Origin of the sequence: Ruania suaedae (assembly GCF_021049265.1) — a bacterium.
In the GTDB taxonomy this organism is placed as follows: Bacteria; Actinomycetota; Actinomycetes; order Actinomycetales; family Beutenbergiaceae; genus Ruania; species Ruania suaedae.
In genome coordinates, this window is record NZ_CP088018.1 from 118,645 (window position 1) to 133,129 (window position 14,485).

At 73.3% G+C, this 14,485-nt stretch carries 21 protein-coding genes; 9 read left to right on the plus strand and 12 right to left on the minus strand.

Annotated features, from left to right (window positions below):
• Positions 1-3: 3 nt before the first annotated feature.
• Entirely contained in the window at positions 4-1,143 is a 1,140-nt protein-coding gene (locus tag LQF12_RS00515; protein WP_231054061.1) for a glycoside hydrolase family protein, read from the plus strand.
• Positions 1,144-1,149: 6 nt separating this feature from the next.
• Here the strand turns inward: LQF12_RS00515 and LQF12_RS00520 are convergent, their stop codons facing one another.
• Positions 1,150-2,112, minus strand: coding sequence for a hypothetical protein (locus LQF12_RS00520; protein ID WP_231054062.1), 963 nt, complete (start codon positions 2,110-2,112; stop codon positions 1,150-1,152).
• A 134-nt stretch (positions 2,113-2,246) separates the two neighbouring features.
• Between LQF12_RS00520 and LQF12_RS00525 the strand changes: the two genes are divergently transcribed.
• On the plus strand, positions 2,247-3,854 hold the full coding sequence (locus LQF12_RS00525) for a threonine/serine exporter family protein (protein WP_231054063.1): 1,608 nt from the start codon (positions 2,247-2,249) through the stop codon (positions 3,852-3,854).
• Here LQF12_RS00525 and LQF12_RS00530 read toward each other — a convergent pair.
• From LQF12_RS00530 to LQF12_RS00580, 11 genes are all read right to left on the minus strand, one after another.
• Positions 3,843-4,364 carry a DUF3995 domain-containing protein gene (locus tag LQF12_RS00530; RefSeq protein ID WP_231054064.1) on the minus strand — a complete coding sequence of 174 codons (522 nt, stop codon included), beginning with the start codon at positions 4,362-4,364 and terminating at the stop codon, positions 3,843-3,845. The two genes, LQF12_RS00525 and LQF12_RS00530, sit on opposite strands and share 12 nt — an antisense overlap.
• Before the next feature lie 41 nt (positions 4,365-4,405).
• Positions 4,406-5,332: an aminoglycoside phosphotransferase family protein gene (locus tag LQF12_RS00535; protein ID WP_231054065.1), complete on the minus strand. Its 927-nt coding sequence runs from the start codon at positions 5,330-5,332 to the stop codon at positions 4,406-4,408.
• Positions 5,332-6,363, minus strand: a complete 1,032-nt coding sequence (locus tag LQF12_RS00540) for a DUF1731 domain-containing protein (protein ID WP_231054066.1) — start codon at positions 6,361-6,363, stop codon at positions 5,332-5,334. Before LQF12_RS00540 ends, LQF12_RS00535 begins: the two co-directional genes overlap by 1 nt.
• Positions 6,300-6,815: a phosphoribosyltransferase gene (locus tag LQF12_RS00545; protein WP_231054067.1), complete on the minus strand. Its 516-nt coding sequence runs from the start codon at positions 6,813-6,815 to the stop codon at positions 6,300-6,302. Before LQF12_RS00545 ends, LQF12_RS00540 begins: the two co-directional genes overlap by 64 nt.
• A 100-nt stretch (positions 6,816-6,915) precedes the next feature.
• Positions 6,916-7,092, minus strand: a complete 177-nt coding sequence (locus LQF12_RS00550; protein ID WP_231054068.1) for a CsbD family protein — start codon at positions 7,090-7,092, stop codon at positions 6,916-6,918.
• Between the two features lie 80 nt (positions 7,093-7,172).
• On the minus strand, positions 7,173-7,778 hold the full coding sequence (locus LQF12_RS00555; protein WP_231054069.1) for a hypothetical protein: 606 nt from the start codon (positions 7,776-7,778) through the stop codon (positions 7,173-7,175).
• Entirely contained in the window at positions 7,775-8,341 is a 567-nt protein-coding gene (locus LQF12_RS00560; protein ID WP_231054070.1) for a DUF6286 domain-containing protein, read from the minus strand. The genes LQF12_RS00555 and LQF12_RS00560 overlap by 4 nt, the downstream gene beginning before the upstream one ends.
• Positions 8,338-8,661, minus strand: a complete 324-nt coding sequence (locus tag LQF12_RS00565; protein ID WP_231054071.1) for a hypothetical protein — start codon at positions 8,659-8,661, stop codon at positions 8,338-8,340. Before LQF12_RS00565 ends, LQF12_RS00560 begins: the two co-directional genes overlap by 4 nt.
• Positions 8,654-8,830 (minus strand): DUF2273 domain-containing protein, encoded by a 177-nt coding sequence (locus LQF12_RS00570; protein WP_231054072.1) that lies wholly within the window; start codon positions 8,828-8,830, stop codon positions 8,654-8,656. Before LQF12_RS00570 ends, LQF12_RS00565 begins: the two co-directional genes overlap by 8 nt.
• Positions 8,827-9,156 carry a hypothetical protein gene (locus LQF12_RS00575; RefSeq protein WP_231054073.1) on the minus strand — a complete coding sequence of 110 codons (330 nt, stop codon included), beginning with the start codon at positions 9,154-9,156 and terminating at the stop codon, positions 8,827-8,829. The genes LQF12_RS00570 and LQF12_RS00575 overlap by 4 nt, the downstream gene beginning before the upstream one ends.
• The gene (locus LQF12_RS00580; protein WP_231054074.1) at positions 9,146-9,610 is read right to left on the minus strand and encodes an Asp23/Gls24 family envelope stress response protein; all 465 of its coding nucleotides are present in this window, start codon (positions 9,608-9,610) and stop codon (positions 9,146-9,148) included. Before LQF12_RS00580 ends, LQF12_RS00575 begins: the two co-directional genes overlap by 11 nt.
• Positions 9,611-9,718: 108 nt before the next feature.
• Here LQF12_RS00580 and LQF12_RS00585 point away from each other — a divergent pair, with 108 nt between their 5' ends.
• From LQF12_RS00585 to LQF12_RS00615, 7 genes are all read left to right on the plus strand, one after another.
• Positions 9,719-10,261 (plus strand): RNA polymerase sigma factor, encoded by a 543-nt coding sequence (locus LQF12_RS00585; protein ID WP_231055643.1) that lies wholly within the window; start codon positions 9,719-9,721, stop codon positions 10,259-10,261.
• A complete protein-coding gene (locus tag LQF12_RS00590; RefSeq protein ID WP_231054075.1) occupies positions 10,252-10,734 on the plus strand; it encodes a hypothetical protein in 483 nt (160 codons plus the stop codon). Before LQF12_RS00585 ends, LQF12_RS00590 begins: the two co-directional genes overlap by 10 nt.
• A complete protein-coding gene (locus LQF12_RS00595) occupies positions 10,724-11,794 on the plus strand; it encodes a PHP domain-containing protein (RefSeq protein WP_231054076.1) in 1,071 nt (356 codons plus the stop codon). Before LQF12_RS00590 ends, LQF12_RS00595 begins: the two co-directional genes overlap by 11 nt.
• Positions 11,795-11,874: 80 nt before the next feature.
• On the plus strand, positions 11,875-12,141 hold the full coding sequence (locus tag LQF12_RS00600) for an HPr family phosphocarrier protein (protein ID WP_231054077.1): 267 nt from the start codon (positions 11,875-11,877) through the stop codon (positions 12,139-12,141).
• 5 nt (positions 12,142-12,146) lie between these two features.
• Positions 12,147-12,698 carry a TetR-like C-terminal domain-containing protein gene (locus tag LQF12_RS00605; RefSeq protein ID WP_231054078.1) on the plus strand — a complete coding sequence of 184 codons (552 nt, stop codon included), beginning with the start codon at positions 12,147-12,149 and terminating at the stop codon, positions 12,696-12,698.
• Positions 12,699-12,841: 143 nt separating this feature from the next.
• Entirely contained in the window at positions 12,842-13,636 is a 795-nt protein-coding gene (locus tag LQF12_RS00610; RefSeq protein WP_231054079.1) for a ferritin family protein, read from the plus strand.
• 16 nt (positions 13,637-13,652) lie between these two features.
• Positions 13,653-14,483: a hypothetical protein gene (locus LQF12_RS00615; protein ID WP_231054080.1), complete on the plus strand. Its 831-nt coding sequence runs from the start codon at positions 13,653-13,655 to the stop codon at positions 14,481-14,483.
• Positions 14,484-14,485: the final 2 nt, after the last annotated feature.

Consider the following 14,485-nt stretch of genomic DNA (forward strand, 5'->3'; position numbering starts at 1 on the left):
CGCGTGAACTCACCGGCCACCACCACCATCCATCGCGGCGCCGTCGGGGAGGCGGGCTCGCTGTACACCCGCCTCCTGGCGACCGACCCGCAGGGCCCGAACGCCGGGGCGATGCTGCTCACCTGGGAGCTGCGGCTGCACGTCGCCGACGACGGCGGCCCCTCCTTCCCGATCTGGCGCAGCCTGGACGGGGGCCACAGCTGGGAGCACCTGAGCGACGTCGCCGATGCCCTCGGCCGGGGCAACCGGTACCAGCCGATGATGATCGAGCTGACCGAGGACCTGGCGCACCTACGCCGCGGGGACCTGCTGCTCGCCGGCAACTCCATCCCCACCGACGGCTCCTCCACCACCCTGGCCCTGTACTCCTCCCGCGACGGCGGAGCCTCCTGGGCCTACGAGTCGACCATCGATCAGGGCGGGCCGGCGATCTACTCCCCGCGCAGCGACGCCACCACCACCGCGGTGTGGGAACCGGACCTGCACGTCCTGGACGGGGTGCTGCACTGCTATCTGGCCGATGAGCGGGACAAGGCCGCGGGCATGTTGCAGACCATCACCCGGCGCTCGAGCAGCGACCTGCGCACATGGTCGGAGAAGGACCTGGTCTGCGGGATCGGCGACCGCAAGCACCGGCCGGGCATGTTCGTGGGGACCGGGGCGATGCCCGACGGCCTCCACCGTGCCGTGATCGAGATCGTCGGTCCGCCCGAGGTGCCGGTTCACCTGCTCACCAGCACCGACGGTGTGGACTGGGGCGATCCGGCCGAGATCGGGCTCCCGCTCGTGGCGACCGACGGCACCGCCGTCTCGGGTACTCCGACCATCGCCTGGCGGAGGGTGGACGGCGACCCCGAGAACTCCGAGAACTCTGAGAATGTGGAGATGATCGTCACCGGCCGCCACAGCCTGCGCGACGGTGTCGCCGGGAACCGGGCGCTGCGCAGCCGGGATCTGGGCGCGACGTGGACGTCCTTCGAGCTGCCCACCCCCGCCGTGCGCTCGCTCGTAGGGGACGGGTCCGGGTACAGCCAGTCGGTGCGGTGGAACGCCGCCGGCCAGCTCGTGCACGCCACCACGGTGGCCTCACCGACCGGGGGCCACGACGTGGTGGTCACCGTGGCGGAGTCCGTGCCGTCCTGACGCCGGTCAGCCTGCCTCGCCCATGAGCGCCGGGATGCCGCGGGCGTGCAGGACCCGATGGATGGTGTCCGGCGCCGGCGGGTCCGTGAACCGCACCTGTACCCAGTCGCCGGACTCCTCCACCTCACCGTCCCCCAGGATCTCCTGCCAGGTCTGCATCGAGCGAGGGTCGGTTCCGGAGGCCAGCTGCTCCCGGACGCTCTCGGCCACGGCCGCCGGGTCCCCGGCGCGCAGGCACAGGGTGGCGACGGCCTCCTCGGCCGTTCCGCCGAAGCCGACGGCCAGCGAGGTGGCCGGGGCAGCGGCCTCGCCGGTGTGCAGCTCCGCGGCCACGACGTCACCGACACAGTCGATGACACCGGCGTAGACCTCGGACTCGGCGGCGCTCTCGCCGGTGCCCTCCGCCAGATCGACGACCATCGCCTGCTGGGAGGACCCGATGAACGTCCCCTCTCCGAACCACACGGTGTTCATCTGGTTGATCACCGGCGGCGGCACCAGCTCGTCCTCGAGGTTGGTCTCGCCGTCGCCGCGCCGGACCAGCAGTGTGCCCTCCGCGCGATCGCTGCGCTCGCCGTCGGCCTCGGCGAAGAACTCCTCGACCGCACCGGCGTCGACACCGTCGAACCGGAACGCCACGTGCGGTGGCCGGCCCGTCCACAGGGCGGCCGCGTCGTCGGATCCGGTGGCGGGCAGCAGGGCCGGGTCGAGCACCTCCCGCACGGACGCGAAGGCGCCGTATCCCAGCATGCCCGCCGTGTTGAAGGGGTGCGGGACGGTGTCGTAGCCGCCCAGCTCGGAGACGGCCGAGACGTCCGTCCAGGCAATCATGGCCAGGTTCTCCTCGGTCGCCGGCACCGAGGCCAGCGCCCCGTCGAGGCCGTCGGTGGGGGCGCCGGCCGTGCACGCGGTCAGTGCCGTGGAGGCGAGCGCGGCGAGTCCGGTCGCGAGCAGAAGTCGGGTACGCATGAGGCATCCTCCTCAGTGGACCTCCCCGAGGGCAAGCGGGCGGCGTGGGGCGTCCTCCCCATGGCGTGGCTCGAGCAGCGCCGACCACCCGCCATGGTCGGACGCTGTCAGCCTCAGCCTCTAGGCTCTGCATCGTGAACGAACGCTCCGCCCCTGGCCGCCGGCCACGCCCGGGTCGGCGACCGGTGAACCGCCCCCGGAAGGGGGCCCCGCCCGAGATCACCGTCGACACCGACGGCGTGCCGGAGGTGGCGCCGGTCCCGGCGCTACGCCCCGCCGTCCCGCGCCGCTCACGCGAGCAGACGGGCCCGGTGCCCACGGCCCGGCCGTGGTCGTTGCGCGAGCAGGCCCGGCGGATGGTGGCGGGCCACGGTCCCCCCACGCTTCCCTTCCCCGGCTCCCGGGTGCTGTCCGAGCTGAGCGCCGAGGACGAGCGGTCGGTGCTGGACCTCGTGCTGCGGGCGGGGGAGGCGATGGTCGCCACCGGCGCGCCCGTGGGGGACGCGACCGCCGAGATGTTGCGCATGGCCGATGGGCTCGGGGTGAAGAACCTCAGCGTGGACATCACCTTCATCTCCGTGACGGCGACCATCGACCGCGAGGACGATCCGGTCACCAAGGTGCGCGTCATCAGCACCCGCACCTCCGACTACAGCCGGCTCACCGACATCAGCCGTCTCATCGGCGACATCACCAACCGCAAGCTGACCATCCCCGAGGCGCATGATCGCCTCACGAGGATCCTGACGGCGCCCCACCCCTACCGCCGTGCCGTGGTCACCGGCGCGCTCGGCATGATGGCCGCCTCCGTGGCCCTGCTGCTCGGTGGCACCTGGGCGGTGGCGCTGATCGCTGCCGCGACCACCATGGTGATCGACCGGGTGCTGCGGTTCCTGCGCCACCGCGGCCTGCCCTACCTCTTCCAGCAGGTGGTCGGATCGGGTATCGCCACGATCGTCGCCGTGGTGCTGCTCTGGGGCCAGAACACCTGGGGCTGGGACCGGGCGATGCTTCCCCCCTCCCTCGTGGTGGCCTCCGGCATCGTGGTGCTGCTGGCCGGGCTCGCGCTGGTCGGCTCCGCCGAGGACGCCATCGCGGGTTTCCCGCTCACCGCGGCCGCGCGCACCTTCGAGGTGGCACTGAGCACCGTGGGCATCGTCGCCGGCATCGGTATCGTGCTCGAGCTGGGCCGTCAGCTGGGCGTGCCGCTGAGCATCGGGGAGGTCGGCGAAGGGGTCGCCGTGCATCCGGTGGTGTTCATCGGGGCGGGCGCGGCGATCGCGGCCGCCTGGTCCGTGGCCAGCTACACGCGGCCCCGCACCGTGGTGCTGGTGGCGCTCGTGGCCGCGGCGGCCTCCGGCGCGTACGTGGTGGTCACCGCACTGGGGGTGAGCCCCTCCGGCAACCAGTTCGGGGCCGGCGCGGCGGCGTTCAGCGCGGCCCTGGTGATCGGCCTGCTGGCCGGGGTGCTCAGCGAGCGGGTGCGCGTGCCCACGATGGTGCTCTCGGTGTGCGGCGTGACGCCCTTCCTGCCGGGTCTGTCGATCTACCGGGCGATGTACAACATCGTCGACACCGGGTTCATCCTCGAGGGGCTGGACCTGCTGGTGCGTGCGGGGTCGATCGGGCTGGCTCTCGCCGCAGGGGTCACGCTCGGGGAGTTTCTCGCCACCCCGCTGACGTCCGAGGCGGACAAGTGGCAGCGGCGGATGATGGCTCGCGCCCGCGGCTCACGCATCTGACCGGCCGTCCCGGTCACCGGCGAGCCGGGCTCGCCGTCCGCGGCGCTCACGCGTGAGCCACAAGAACGTGAGCAGTCCTCCGCCCCAGAGCGCGAACAGCGGGTCCCACAACAACACGTGACCCATCAGCGCCTCGCGGTCGCAGCCCCCCGGGCTGGCGAGGAGACCGGCGAGCACCGCCCCGCTGACGACGACGTTGAGGAGGCCGTAGCCCAGCAGCAGCGCTCCGCCGACCCAGCTCAGGGCGCGCCACAGCCCTGGTCGTGGCAGCCGACCGGAATCGTTCAGCACCGGGACGGCGGCCGCGATCGCCTTGACCACGGCGATCAGGCCCAGCCCGAGCCCGGTCCGCAGTGGGTCCTCGGCGGCCATCTGCACCGCCCAGGTCCCGACGGTGGCCAGCAGCCACTGTCCGCCCAGGGCCCAGTAGGCGCTGAATGCCGCGTGGACCAGCCCCGCCGAGGAGGCGATCCACAGCGGTACGCGTCCGGCCGCGGGGCGACGATCCACAGCAGGATCGTATCGACAGCGGCGCACGGCGCTCGAGCGGCTCAGCGCACGTCGGGCGCATCCAGCAGCTGAGCACTCGCGTGCTCGGCGATCGCTGCCATCCGTGGATCGTCGTCGGCGTGCGCGGCGAAGACCGCGGCGAAGTTCGCCGCCCAGGCGCGGGCGCGTGACCACAGCGCGTCGTCGGTGCCGAATCCCTCCGGTAGGCCGGCGCCGGCCCGGTCCGCGCGGGCGTAGGCCACCACGAATGCGGCGCGCCCGCGTGCGGTGAACGTCAGCCACGCCGTCGCCAGATCGGTGGCCGGGTCACCGGCGGTGACATCGCCGAAGTCCAGCACCGCCGTCAGCCGATGGCGATGGGTGAGCAGGTTCAACGGGTGCGGGTCCCCGTGCAGCCAGACCGGCGGGCCGTCGTAGGCGGGCACGGCGGCATGGCCCTCGAAGACGGCCGCCAACTCGGCCCCGCGCCCCAGGGTGGGGTCGGCCAAGCGTGCCCGGATCGCCTCGGCTCGCTGCGCCAGCGGTACCCCGCGCACCGGATTCACCGGCGCGTCCGCGTCGGCGGGCCGGTGCAGCGCGGCGAAGAACTTCCCGAGCTGGGCGGCCCAGGCGTCGCGCGCGCCGGCGGGATCGAGGACCGTCGGGCGGCCCTCGATCCAGCGCAGGACCGACCATGACCACGGGTAGTACGCGGTCGGACGCCCCGCCCGGATCAGAGCGGGCACGGGCACCGGCAGTCGCGGCGCCAGGCGCGGCAGCACCAGCTGTTCGTGCTCGACCAGCCGGGCGGCGGCCTCCCGCCGGGGCAGCCGCACCAGCAGGGTCGAACCCAACCGGACCATGACGTTGTCCCACCCGTGCGCAATGACGCTCAGCGGCCGGGCGGCGAGCTCCGGGTGCTGATCGGTGAGGAGGCGCCGCACCAGGTCCTCGTCGATGTGCACGTCGGCAGCCGGGGTCCCGGCCATCAGTGATGTCCAGCGGGCCTAGCGGGCCCGGCCGGCTCGTGCAGGGCGGCCAACGCGCCGTCCAGGTGCGGGTGGCGGAAGGTGAAGCCGGTCCCCTCGAGCCGCTCGGACGTCGCGTGCCGGCCGGTGCTCGCCAGCGCGGGATCGGTGCGCAGCACGACGGCCGCGGCCCGCAGCAGCGGCGCCGGGGTGGGAGGAGCCCAGGCCGGTCGGCGCAGCGCTCGCCGCATCCCGGCCATCAGCTCCGCATTCGTCACCGGGTGCGGGGCGGCAGCCACCAGGACGCCGTCGGGCAGGGTGACGGTCTCCTCGAGCCCGAGGGCGGCGCAGGCCATCGTGAGCCAGTCGGCGAGATGGATCCAGGAGAACCACTGCCGGCCGCCGGCGATCGGCCCGCCCAGCCCGAGCCGGACCGGCAGCATGAGCCGGCTGAGCACCGGGGAGTGGCCTCCCAGCACGATCGAGGTGCGCAGGATCCGCAGGTGCTCGGCGTGGGCACCGGTGACGGCCGCCTCCCACGGGGCGGCCACACCCGTCATCTGCGGCAGCCCGGGCGGGACGTCCGGCACGGGGGAGGACTCGGTGAGGCGAGCGTGGCCGCCGTCGGACCAGATCGCCGTCGTGGACGCCTGCAGCCAGTGGCGCACGGGCCGGCTCGCCTGCCGGGAGGCGGCCACGAGGGCGGACGTGGCCTCGACCCGGGACGAGCGCAGCTCGGCGATGTTGGCCGCGGTCGGGCGGCAGTCGACCAGCCGCCCGGCGAGGTTGGCCACCCGGACGTCCTCGCCCTCGAGCTCGGCGGTCCAGGGCCCCGGGCTGCGCCCGTCCCAGCCGACCTGCCGGTGAGCGGCGCCCGGGCGGGGTGAGCGGGTGAGCACGACCACCTCGGCCCCCCGTGCCCGGGCCGCGGACGCGAGCGCGCGCCCGAGATAGCCGGAGCCACCGGCGATGACGACGCGCACGGCCATCAGGCCCCGTCCGTGGCGGTGGCTGTCACGGGCGGCAGGGCCGACCACGGGAACGAGATCCATCGCTCCGTGCGGTGCCACGTGTAGTCGGGCTCGATGACCGAGCGCGGCTTGGTGTAGAGCACGGCGCTGCGCGCCTGCGCCGGCGGGCGCTCGCCGGCCCGCAGCCGCTGCATCACGAGCTCCAGCGTGCGGCCCGAATCGGCGACGTCATCGACCACGAGCACCCGCGCACCGGCCAGCGCGGAGGTGTCCAGCAGCGGCGGGAGCACCAGCGGTTCGCCCAGCGTCTGGTCCACGCCGGTGTAGAACTCGACGTTCATCGTGCCCATCGCCTTGACGTCGAGGGCGTAGGCGACCGCCCCGGCGGGCACCAGCCCGCCCCGGGCCACGGCGATGACCAGGTCCGGCATCCAGCCGCTGTCGGCGACGGTCCGCGCCAGCTCGCGGGCAGCCTCCCCGAAGCGGCTCCAGGGCAGCACTTCGCGGGGTGGGGGCGGGGTGGGGCTACTCATGACCCGACTCTAGCGACGACGTTGCCCCGGGTCAGCGGTGGAGCCGCTGGGCCCCTCCCCTCGCGGCCCGGGGTGGGCCGCGAGGGGAGGCGCCTTGGCCTCACTTGTCGGTGAAGGCGTCCTTGACGTTCTCGCCGGCCTGCTTGAGGTTGGCCGCCGACTGGTCCTTGCGGCCCTCGGTGGCGAGCCGCTCGTTGTCGGTCGCCTCGCCCACGGCCTCCTTGGCCTTGCCGGCGGTCTCCTGCGCTGTGTTGCGGATCTTGTCGCCGATTCCCATGGTTCTTCCTTTCGTCGCCCGCTGTCAGCGGGTGGGGCACAGCGCCCCGTGGTGGGTGGCCTCGCCACCCAGTCGTGGGCTCATCCGATCCGGCGAGAGGCCTCGCCGCGGACGAGCGTGATCCGGATGTGGCCGACCGCGTGGGGTGCGCCGAGCAGGTCCCGTGCCTGGCGGGCCACGTGGTCGATGTGAGTGGACACCCGGGCCAGGTCGGCCGTGGCTGCCAGGGTGACGGTGCCCTCCAGGGCGATGGCGCGCCGTCGCCGGACGAGCTGTAGCCGTGCGCGCAGCACCTGGGTGTCGGCGGTGCAGGCGCGGGCGGCGGCGTCGGCGACCGCCTGCGGGAGGACCTCGACGCGGGTCCCTGCGGAGTCGGCCACGGGGTGCGGCGCCCGCCGGGCGAGGCGGACTCGCCGGACCAGCACGCCGAGCAGGATCCCCAGCAGCACGACGGCGATCACCGCTGACAGTGCCGGCGCGAGCGGCGAGTCCAGGGCGGTGAGCAGCGTCGCCGGCAGATCGAGGAGTGGCTCGGGGAGTGCGGGTGGCGCGGTGAGGAGGGGCAGCGTCGTCTCGGGCCAGGACCGCAGGGCCGCCGGAGCGAGGAGCGTGAGGCCGGTCAGGCACAGGGCCAGACCGGTCAGCATGAGAATGGAGCGTGCCGCGACGGTGGCCGGGCGCCTCATGATGCCCCTCCCCGTCCACCCGGGGTGCGCACGTGCGGGCGGACCCGGAACGACCCGTCGAGCAGCGCCAGGGCGGCGCGGACCGCGGACAGGACGTCCTCGGCGACCCGGTCGGTGCCCGTGGCGGTGATCCGGATGTCCACGCGACGCCCGGAGACGGTGGTGGTGGCCGAGAGGACGCCGTCCACGCGGCGGGCAGTGGTGGAGGCGAGCCGGGCGACGTCCACGGGGTGCAGGTGGAGCGCCGGGGCGCTCCGCAGCCGGTGCACGCGCTGACGGCGGGGCCAGGCCGCCGCCATGATCACGAGACCGAGGAGAACCGCGGCGCCGGCCCCGATCAGGGCGCTCGGGTCGTCGCCGGCGACGAACTCGGCACCCGATCGGAGCCAGGAGGTCCCCGCCATCCGCCCCCAGTCCACCAGCGCGTGCTGCCCGAGCAGAGCGGCGATCGCGGCGAGCAGCACGGCGACGACCACGGTGGCCACCCGCAGGCCGGTGCGACCGGTGCGGGCGCGGGCAGCCGCCAGTGCCGACTCTGCCGGAGCCGCGGGGGTGGCGGTCATCGCACCGTCCTCGGCGCGGCCGGTGGCGTGAGCACGGCGACGATCGTGACCTCGACGTGGTCGGCACGGACCCGGGCCAACCGGTCCAGCTCGCTCCGGACGCTGGTGGCGATCCGGTCCCCGGCGGTCGCGACCGGTTCGGGCCAGAAGGTCGAGGTCTCGACCTGCAAGCGGGCACGACGGCCAGCCACCTGCGCCTGGACCCGGGCACGGGGACGGTCCACCACGCGCCCGTGCCGCGCAGCATCCGCTGCCGCACGTTCAGCCAGCCGGACGATCACCCGGTCGGCGATGGTGACGGTGCCAGGCACCTCAGCCACGGCGCCGCCCGAACAGCGCGCGCAGGTCCAGCGTGCCGGCGAGCTGGGCACCGAGGACGGCGCCGAGCGTCCCGAGCACGAGGGCCAGCAGGAATCCGGTGAATCCGCCGGTGATGGCCGCCAGTGCGAGGAGCAGGCCGGCGACGAGTCCGATGGCTGGTGCGTTCATGGGGTGCTCCTCAAGGGGTTGTCGGAGGTGGTCACGTCGTCGACATGGACCACGACGGGCCGTCCGGTCGCTGCCGCGACGGCGTCGTGGACCTCTCCGGCGACGAGGGGTAGGTCGCTGCCGGGCAGGAGGACCGTATGCACGTGCACGGCCCCGGCTTCGACGCGCACACCCGGCACGGTGCTACCGGCCAGGTAGGTGCGGATCTCGGCGAACCGTCCCGAGTGGAGATCGGCCACGCCGGCCACCTGCAGCGCCGCCCGGCGGGCCCGGGTGGCCGCGCGCGCGGTGCTGTCGGCCGGTTCGTGGCCCGGATCAGTGGACACGGGCTTCGGCGGGTTCGGTGGCCGGCTCCTCGTCCTGCTCGCCCTGCAGGTGGACGTCGGTGACTGCCACGTTGACCTCGACGACGTGCAGGCCGGTCATGCGCTGGATCGAGGAGGCGATGTTCTGGCGCACCGCCTCGGCGACATCGGCGATCGCGGCCCCGTACTCGGCGATGAACTCGACGTCCACGGCGCACTCGACCGATCCGACCTCGACCTGCACTCCCTGGCTGTAGTTCGTGGAACCGCCCGGAATGCGCTCCCGGATCGCGCCGAACGCGCGGGCCGCGCCGCCCCCGATCGCATGCACACCGTTGACCTCCCGGGTGGCGATCCCGGCGATCTTGCTCACGACCTGATCGGCGATGGTGGTCGACCCCAGGTCGGAGGCCAGCGGACCCGGGGCGCGCTCGACGTCGGTGGAGACGGATGGGTGAGCGGACTTCTCTGCCATGGGTGGACCTTTCCTCGCTCGGGTGGTGTCGTCCAATGAGACCCGAGAGCACCCGCAACCTCACGGTGGCCCGTATGTGATGTGAGTCACACGTAGACTGGGCGAGTGATGGACCCCTCCGACGCCGAGCTCGTACGGAGAGCGCGCAACGGTGAGAAGGAGGCATTCGAGGGGATCGTGCGCCGTCACGGACCGGCGATGTACCGGTTCGGTCTGCGGATGCTGCGCGATGAGCACGCCGTGCGTGACTGCGTGCAAGACGCGTTCGTCTCCGCGTGGCAGGCGATCGAGGGGTTCCGGGGCGAGTCAGCGGTGAAGACCTGGTTGTTCTCGATCCTGGCGAACAAGATCCGCCGCCACCTGCGCACGCAGGGGCGGACCGTGGCGACCGAGCTCGAGGAGTCCGAGCTGCGCAGCCCGGCCCAGCACGAGCCCGAGCGCCGGGCCCTCGCAGGCACGATGATGGCCGAGCTGGAGCAGGCCCTGGCAGAACTGCCGCTGGCGCAGCGGGCGTGCTGGATCCTCTACGAGGTCGAGGGCCTCAGCTACCGACGGATCGCCGATATCGAGGGCATGACGGTGGACGCCGTGCGCGGAGCGATCTACCGTGCCCGACAAGGCCTGGAACGGAGGCTCGACGCATGGAGATGAGCCCGGAGCGTGATCTCGCTCCGCCGTCGGAGTTGCTCGCCCGCGCCGCGGGAGAGCTGCGCCAGCTCACCGACGACGGCTGGGTGCGCGCCGAGGCGAGCGTCCTGGACCGGGTCTCGCGCGCCCTGCGCACCGTCCGCCCGGTGCGCGGCCGCCACCGCAGCGGCGTCTTCTTCCTCTCCTCGATCGTGCTCAGCGCTCGCGTGGGTGCGCGAGTGGATGTCATCGCGGGAGTCCGGGCTTCCTCGGTACGGATCCTCACCGACGACGCCGACAACCTCGACGCCGTCACACTCACCGTGGGCGTCGCCTACGGACGTGCGATCGCCGAGGTCAGCGCGAGCGCCAGGCGCGCGGCTGCGAGCGCCGCCTCGGAGGCGCTCGGGGTGCGCGTGAGTACCGACCAGATCGCCGTCGACGTGGTCGTCGACGACGTCTACCTGGAGGAGCCGGCCGAAGGTGATGGGGACTGAATCGGCCGGGGAAGGCATTCGGGCTGGCGCCGATGAGGGTGCCGCTCGTGCCGTCGGCGCGCTCGAGCGGGTGGCGTTCCTGCTCGAGCGCAGACTGGGCGAGACTCGGCGGGTGCAGGCGTTCCGGCGCGCAGCCCGGCGGCTCGCGAGCACGGGTGCGGACGAGGTGGCGGGCCGGATCGCGGCCGGGACGCTGACCGAGCTGGCCGATCTCGGGCCCCGGACGGCGCAGGTCGCCACCGCCGCGGCGCGGGGGTCGGCCAACCCGTACCTGGCCGACCTCGAGCAGGGGTCCGGACCGCTCGCCGAGGGCGGCGCTCAGGTGCGCTCGTGGCTGCAGGGTGACCTGCACACCCACTCCGATGCCTCCGACGGCGGCAGCCCGGTGCGGGAGATGGCGCTCACGGCCGCCGCGCTCGGTCACTCCTACCTCGCCGTCACCGATCACTCCCCGAGCCTGACGGTCGCCCGCGGCCTCACCGCGGCTCGCCTCCGGGCGCAGCTCGAGGAGATCGCGGCACTCAACGCCGAGATCGCGCCGTTCCGGATCCTGACCGGTATCGAGGTCGACATCCTCCCCGACGGCTCCCTGGACCAGGAGCCGGAGCTGCTCGAACAGCTGGACGTCGTCGTGGCGAGCGTGCACTCGCGGCTGACCATGCCGGCGGAGGCCATGACGCGGCGGATGGTGCGAGCGATCGCGAACCCGCGGGTGGACGTGCTCGGCCACTGCACCGGGCGCCGCGTCACGGGCCCGAGGCTGCGGCCGCCGTCGGAGTTCGACGCCGAGATCGTGTTCGAGGCCTGTCGCCGTTTCGGCGTCGCGGTGGAGATCAACTCCCGGCCCGAGCGCGTGGACCCGCCCGACGAGCTGCTGGCGCTGGCCCTGGCCACGGGCGTGGATGTGGCCATCGACTCCGATGCCCATGCCCCCGGCCAGCTCGACTTCCTCGACCACGGGTGCGCCCGCGCGGCCGGCCACCGGGTCCCGCGTTCGCGCATCCGCAACGCCGCCGGCTGGGAGGAGCTGCTCGAGCGGACCGGCCGGCGGGCGGGGTGAGCCAGCGGCCGGGCGGGGCGTTCGCGGTCACCGGCACAGGTTAGATTGGGCCTCCTGGCTCATCCCGACGAAGGATCCCCATGGCCACACGTACCGCCACGATCGCCTCACCCGTGGGACTGCACGCGCGACCTGCCGCGGTCTTCACCCGCGCCGTCGAGGACACCGGCCTGACGGTGCGCATCTCCAAGGCCGGATCGGTGCCGCAGGATGCGACGAGCATCCTGGGCGTGATGAGCCTGGGCGTCGAGCACGGGGACGTGGTCACCCTGCATGCCGACGGCCCGGGCGCCGAGGCTGCGCTCGACGAGCTCGCGGCGCTCCTCTCCCGCGATCTGACCGGCTGAACGCCGTGGTGCGCGGTGAAGAGGTGGACCGCCGGATCCATCAGGCGGCGCTGGAGCTGCTGCGCTCGCGTGGGCCGGCCGCGGTCACCGTCGAGGCCGTCGCGGCCGAGTCCGGCGTCGCGCGCACCAGCATCTACCGGCGCCACCGTGATCGGGACGAGGTGCTGGAATCGGCGCTGAAGGAGATCGCGGCGACGAACCTGCTGACCCCGACCGAGGACGTCTGGGCCGACATGCGCCAGGCGATCGAGCTGCTGATCGTCACCTTCCAGCAGAACCAGGGCGTGGGCGTCTTCCTCGGACTGGTCACTGGAGGGGATCCCGAGCTGGTCGAGCTCATCCGCGACAAGTTGCTGCGACCGCGCATCGAGCTCGGCGTCCTGCGCATGCGTGCGGGCGTCGCCGCCGGGCAGATCCGCCCGGACGCGGACGTCGACACCGCCGCGGACCTGGTGCTCGGGGCGGTGGCGGCGCGCTTCGCCCACGACGGCACCTTCCCGCCGGAGTGGATCGACTCGGTCGTCTCGCTGGTCCGGCACGCGCTCGAGGCACGCTGACCCATCCGGATCGGCCGCGGCGACGAAGTATCCACGCGCTGGTCGCAGCCGAGCGAACCGCGCTAGGATTGACCCGATCGCGAACGCTACAGTCTCTGTAGCGTTCATCCGATCACCCGCCCCCGAACGTCGGACGAGGAACCATGGCCTTCAACATCGACCGCTTCACCAAGGACTCTGTCCGGGTGAACTGGGACGACCTCGATCTGGACGTCTTCCGCGAGCAGCCGTTGCCCGCGGAGTCGCTGCGCACCCTGCGCTACATGTGCGACGTGGAGTACCACACCGTCTGCTACCTCCGGGACATGCTGGTGACCCCCTCCCGCGGGGAGGGTGAGGTCAACGCCTTCATGACGATGTGGAATCGCGAGGAGTTCTGGCACGGGGAGGCACTCGCCCACGTGCTGGAGCTGCACGGCATCACCGTCTCCTACGACGAGCTCAAGGCCAAGCGGGTCAAGCTCGGCTGGCGTGACCGGATCGCCCCGGTCAAGCAGGCGATGCTCTCCAACATCGTCGGCAAGGACTTCGTGGCCGTCCACATGATCTGGGGTGCCGTGAACGAGTGGACGGCCTCGGCCGCCTACAAGCGGCTCGCCGCGCTCGAGGGCCACCCGGCGCTGGCGGTGCTGCTCAAGCGCATCGCCGCGCAGGAGGCCAAGCACGTCGCGTTCTACGCCACCCAGGCGCGGGCGCGGCTCGAGGGGAACCGGAAGGCGCAGAAGCTGGCCCGGATGGCGCTCTCCACCGCGTGGCGCCCGGTCGGATCCGGGATCGCCTCCGATGAGGAGGTCACCCACGTGATGGGCCAGCTGTTCGGCGGCACGGACGGGCGCAAGGAGATCCGCGCGATCGACGCCCACATCGCCAAGCTGCCCGGGATGGACGGCCTGACCATCGTCTCGGACTCTCTCGACGCCCGCGGCGTCGCGGCGTGAGCCGAGCGGCGCCGCGATGACCTCCTCCTTCGATGTCCGGGCCTACGTGCGCGAGCCGATCGACCTGCGCCCGGCCTCGCTCGACCTCGAGGCCATGGCGGACCTGCCGGGCCCGGTGCGTGACGCCGTCGTGCACCTGTGGAGCGTGGAACGCTCGATCCTGGACCTGATGCGGGACCTACTGGTCACCCCGACCCACGCGGAGGCGCGGGTGACGGCCTTCCTGAGCACCTGGGCCTACGAGCAGTACTGGATCGCGGAGTCGCTCTCGGCGCTCCTGCAGACGGGTGGCGCACCGGAACCGGCCGACCCGCCGGACTCCGCCCTGGGCACGGTGCGGCGGCACTGGGACGAGCGCGTGCGCCCCACCGTGGACGCCGTGCGCACCAACCTGCTCGGCAGCGACGTGGTGGCCGCTCACATGGTGACCGGGTGGCTGAGTACCGCCACCATGGATCTCGCCTACCGCCGTCTGAGCCTGATCGAGCCCCGCCTGCACCCGCTGACCACGATCGTCACCGCGATCAAGGAGCGCCACCTCGCCTTCTACGCCGACGAGGCGCGCACGCGGCTGCGCGGGTCCGCCGGCGCGGTCCGGCTGGCCCGCCGGGCCGCGGCACACTGGCAGTGGCCAGGGGTGCGCCACGCGGGCCACGACGCGGCCGCCGGCCCGGTCCGCACCCTGCTCGCCGACCCGTCCGCGCGCCCCGGGGTGGAGGCGGTCGACGCCGCGCTCGCGCAGCTGCCCGGTCTCGGCGGGTACGCGCCGCTGCGCCGTGCCCTGGGCGCCTTCGTGCCGCGTTCACCGGCGGATGGCACCGCGAGGGCCGCGACCCGCGTACAGTAACC

Bases quoted from the DNA above. Each gene is read 5' to 3' on its own strand.
- LQF12_RS00580 (WP_231054074.1), bottom strand. From the start codon at position 9,610: ATGGCAGAGAAGTCCGCTCACCCATCCGTCTCCACCGACGTCGAGCGC.
- LQF12_RS00545 (WP_231054067.1), bottom strand. From the start codon at position 6,815: ATGAGTAGCCCCACCCCGCCCCCACCCCGCGAAGTGCTGCCCTGGAGC.
- LQF12_RS00540 (WP_231054066.1), bottom strand. From the start codon at position 6,363: ATGGATCTCGTTCCCGTGGTCGGCCCTGCCGCCCGTGACAGCCACCGC.
- LQF12_RS00615 (WP_231054080.1), top strand. From the start codon at position 13,653: ATGACCTCCTCCTTCGATGTCCGGGCCTACGTGCGCGAGCCGATCGAC.
- LQF12_RS00585 (WP_231055643.1), top strand. From the start codon at position 9,719: ATGGACCCCTCCGACGCCGAGCTCGTACGGAGAGCGCGCAACGGTGAG.
- LQF12_RS00610 (WP_231054079.1), top strand. From the start codon at position 12,842: ATGGCCTTCAACATCGACCGCTTCACCAAGGACTCTGTCCGGGTGAAC.
- LQF12_RS00595 (WP_231054076.1), top strand. From the start codon at position 10,724: ATGGGGACTGAATCGGCCGGGGAAGGCATTCGGGCTGGCGCCGATGAG.
- LQF12_RS00560 (WP_231054070.1), bottom strand. From the start codon at position 8,341: ATGACCGCCACCCCCGCGGCTCCGGCAGAGTCGGCACTGGCGGCTGCC.
- LQF12_RS00550 (WP_231054068.1), bottom strand. From the start codon at position 7,092: ATGGGAATCGGCGACAAGATCCGCAACACAGCGCAGGAGACCGCCGGC.
- LQF12_RS00570 (WP_231054072.1), bottom strand. From the start codon at position 8,830: ATGAACGCACCAGCCATCGGACTCGTCGCCGGCCTGCTCCTCGCACTG.
- LQF12_RS00555 (WP_231054069.1), bottom strand. From the start codon at position 7,778: ATGAGGCGCCCGGCCACCGTCGCGGCACGCTCCATTCTCATGCTGACC.
- LQF12_RS00590 (WP_231054075.1), top strand. From the start codon at position 10,252: ATGGAGATGAGCCCGGAGCGTGATCTCGCTCCGCCGTCGGAGTTGCTC.
- LQF12_RS00600 (WP_231054077.1), top strand. From the start codon at position 11,875: ATGGCCACACGTACCGCCACGATCGCCTCACCCGTGGGACTGCACGCG.
- LQF12_RS00520 (WP_231054062.1), bottom strand. From the start codon at position 2,112: ATGCGTACCCGACTTCTGCTCGCGACCGGACTCGCCGCGCTCGCCTCC.
- LQF12_RS00535 (WP_231054065.1), bottom strand. From the start codon at position 5,332: ATGGCCGGGACCCCGGCTGCCGACGTGCACATCGACGAGGACCTGGTG.